Annotated in this window: 4 protein-coding genes; 2 read left to right on the top strand and 2 right to left on the bottom strand. The window is 51.5% G+C overall.

Going from position 1 to position 3,586, the window contains the following annotated elements; translation table 11 throughout:
• Positions 1–105: 105 nt before the first annotated feature.
• On the bottom strand, positions 106–255 hold the full coding sequence (ybjM, locus tag CINSTRO3249_RS18070; protein WP_371441388.1) for an inner membrane protein YbjM: 150 nt from the start codon (positions 253–255) through the stop codon (positions 106–108).
• 849 nt (positions 256–1,104) lie between these two features.
• Entirely contained in the window at positions 1,105–1,320 is a 216-nt protein-coding gene (locus CINSTRO3249_RS16850; RefSeq protein WP_125933207.1) for a hypothetical protein, read from the bottom strand.
• A 391-nt stretch (positions 1,321–1,711) separates the two neighbouring features.
• On the opposite strand from CINSTRO3249_RS16850, the gene CINSTRO3249_RS17900 reads away from it, so the two are divergent.
• On the top strand, positions 1,712–1,837 hold the full coding sequence (locus CINSTRO3249_RS17900) for a hypothetical protein (RefSeq protein WP_256381675.1): 126 nt from the start codon (positions 1,712–1,714) through the stop codon (positions 1,835–1,837).
• A 107-nt stretch (positions 1,838–1,944) separates the two neighbouring features.
• On the top strand, positions 1,945–3,228 hold the full coding sequence (locus tag CINSTRO3249_RS14090; RefSeq protein ID WP_074013726.1) for a serine/threonine transporter: 1,284 nt from the start codon (positions 1,945–1,947) through the stop codon (positions 3,226–3,228).
• Positions 3,229–3,586 lie beyond the last annotated feature (358 nt).

The following is a 3,586-nucleotide window of genomic DNA, read 5'->3' as shown; positions in this document are numbered from 1 at the left end:
TGCTCATGCTGAGTTTCCAGCACTAGATTAACTGCCCGTTCACGGACTTCCGGAGAGTAACGTTTGGTCGTTGTCATAGAGACCTCCACTTTTAAAGTATAGACTCTAATTTATCCGGGGTGATTCAAGCAGACCAAGCTGCCCGCCGTGACCCTCCCCGGCCAAAGCGACCAAGGCGGCTTTTTGACTGATAAAGATAAGCACGAAAATCAGCGTGCTCGCTGCAATGCCTGCGTTATGCCGGTGAATCGCCATGGTTGCCTCCCTCATAGATACCCGCCACGATGGCGGCAATAATGCCTGTTTCCCGGTGTAAAAAAAGCCAACGCCCCCAGATTGGCAAGGGCGGAAATCCCGGCAGACGGTCTAAAAGCCGTCTGACTATTGGCATTCATTTGCCTCTAATCGCTTCGCAGCATGTAACGTCGCGGGAGGTCAGGCAAGCCTGGCCGCCGGAGATATTGGTCAAATAAATTTAACGGGTAACTTCAACTATATCAAGATGTTGCAAGTAAAATATCGGTTACGTTTTCGGGGGTGGCAGGTCATAGTATTGTTACGATGCGCTGCAAAAGTGTTAGCGATTTGCTGCCGGCGCCCGGAGGAAATCACCAGGATGCGCGTGCATCGCAAGCCAAACCGATAATAGTGTTAACTATTTTATAAACACGCTGGCCGACGTGAGGCATGGCATGCCGACGCGGCTGTTCCCGCTATTACCGCCGGTGGTTAATAACTGGTTAACGGGCTGTCACGGGGTATAAGGGGCTATGGCACCATTTTCGGAAATATCCTTAATGAATGGGCGATGGCCGGAGGTGGGGAAGAATGCGCCAGCAATAATCCCGAACCTCTCGCGGGCAAGCCCTATCGCGACAGCCCAACGCGCCGAAGTCCCGTGACGCGGCCAGCCGCACAACGGACGATGTGGCAAGTGGCGGGCTTCGACATCCTATGTTGGCTCACGCGGCTCTGGTCGAAAGTCGCCGGGCGCCGGGTGACGACGTATCCCCCGCGCTGGACAAGGTCCACGTTTCCCTGCCGGCAGTCGCCGGGGGCTCGTGCCCGATAATGCTCCGCCAGGCAGCCGCCGTGCGGGCGCGCTTACCAAGCGTTAAAAAATATTTCCCGGGTCGGCAGAACTTTTTCCCCGCCTCCCGGTCCTACTTTATGCCACTGCTTTTCTTTGATGTCCCCATTTTGAGGAGCCCGAGCGTCCCGCCTATTAGGTTCAAGACGCTCGGGTTTTTTATTATTCCTCGATTTCCCGCTCCAGTCATCGTTTTTATAAAATCGCTTTTCTGGCGCATTATCCGCCATGGCTAAATCACAATCAGCGCGGCGTTCGCCGTTTATCTTCACCGAATGCGGGCATCGGTCGGGTTAAAAATCCGGCATCCCAATGTCGCTCGAGGATTAATCTTTACGGCGGATCAGTTAATTTTTATACACTCCTGTTGCGCTTGCACAATTATTCACCATCAACTGGCTATTTTTCTCTCACGTAATATATTTTTTAAGCCCTCCCTCTATTATGAACAATATTTACTCACTCTTTTTAAACGTTAATTTTACACGCCGCGCGTAACGTTAACAAAAAACAACCAAGAGAGAAAGAAATCATCATGTGGAATTTAAAAGACTGAAATATAACAAATACCTTAAAACCTATCACCCACAAATGCCAATGCATTCGCTCATTAATTGACTCATGACAGGGAATATTATTCCTTCATCTGTCGTTGCAAATAATTATTCGACCGGCGTCAAAAAAAACGGCATTACCGCTGGCAGTGACAAAGAAACACTTTATTATCCCCCCGAAGATTATCGATGATTTAACAACAGATAATTGAACTACGTCAATATAACTATATTAAACTGAGTAACGGCGACGGCTATTATTTACTACCGTTCAGCCTTTGCGTTTTATTCGGAGAATTTATGGACATCACAAATGCTTCCCCCGCACGGGCAGTCCCGTCCGATGCGGCCTGGCGCAAAACCGATACGGTCTGGATGTTAGGGCTTTATGGCACGGCTATTGGCGCCGGCGTGCTTTTTCTCCCTATCAATGCGGGTATCGGCGGGCTACTGCCGCTGCTTATCATGGCGCTTATCGCTTTTCCCATGACCTTTTTCGCCCACCGGGGCATGACGCGTTTTGTGCTGTCAGGCAACGGCAAATGCAACGACATTACCGATGTCGTTAAGGAGCATTTCGGCAACCGCATCGGTAACCTGATAACGCTGCTGTACTTCTTCGCTATCTATCCGATCCTGTTGGTTTACAGCGTCGCAATCACCAACACCGTCGAAAGTTTTATCGTGCATCAACTCGGCTATAACGCGCCGCCGCGGGCGTTGTTGGCGCTGCTGCTGATAATCGGCCTGATGATGATAATCTGGCTCGGCAAGGACATCATCGTTAAGTCGATGAGCGTGCTGGTGTTTCCCTTCGTTGCGGTGCTGGTGTTTTTGTCGTTTTACCTGATTCCGTATTGGAGCGGCGCCCTTTTCCAGGCACCGCTGGTACAGCCTCAGGCCGACGGCGGCGGCTTACTCAGCACCCTGTGGTTGGCGGTGCCGGTCATGGTGTTTTCGTTTAATCATTCGCCGATTATCTCGTCATTCGCGATGTCCAAACGCGAAGAATACGGCGCTGGGGCCGAGGCGAAATGCTCCCGCGTGCTGGCCTGCAGCCATGTGATGATGGTGCTGACGGTGATGTTTTTCGTCTTTAGCTGCGCCCTGAGCCTGTCACCGGAAAATATGCAAGAGGCGAAAGATCAAAATATTTCCATGTTGTCGTATCTTGCCAACCATTTTGATAATCCGTTTATCGCCTCGCTGGGGCCGATAATTGCTTTTGTTGCTATTGCCAAATCCTTTCTCGGCCACTATCTCGGCGCCAGTGAAGGTTTTAGCGGGTTGGTAACCTCAGCCTTACATGCCCGCGGCAAGGACATTTCCGCTGGGGCGATGAGCAAAGTCACCGCCGTGTTCATGCTGCTGACCGCCTGGCTGGTGGCCACGATTAACCCCAGCATTTTGGGTATGATTGAAACTCTAGGCGGCCCGGTTATTGCCATGCTGCTGTTTTTAATGCCGATGTACGCCATTCATAAAGTGCCCGCCATGGCGCGCTACCGTGGTCTGGCCAGCAATTATTTTGTGTGGGCGATTGGGCTCATCGCGCTGACCGCAACCGTCTACAAACTTATGTGATGGCAACCGCCGGTGGTATCCGTCGCGGGGCGACAACCTTGCCCGGCGACGGGGCGGCGGTGATTTCGAGTGAAAGGGCGGCATTGACGCCGTAGACGGCGTGCCAGCGCCGCCGATGAGCGAGATATCTGCCGACGACGCAGCGCCAGATTGAATAACCCCGAGTTTATTAGAGAGTAATTTTGGCAATACTACGCCGCTTCCTCTGATGCTAATTGCAAAGCGTAATAGTGAATCACCCCGGATAAATTAGAGTCTATACTTTAAAAGTGGAGGTCTCTATGACAACGACCAAACGTTACTCTCCGGAAGTCCGTGAACGGGCAGTTAATCTAGTGCTGGAAACTCAGCATGAGCA

The sequence above is a fragment of the Candidatus Sodalis sp. SoCistrobi genome, assembly GCF_900143145.1.
Taxonomy (GTDB): domain Bacteria; phylum Pseudomonadota; class Gammaproteobacteria; order Enterobacterales; family Enterobacteriaceae; genus SoCistrobi.
Note: the sequence above shows the minus strand (reverse complement) of the source record. Positions and strands in the feature narration are given on the sequence as shown.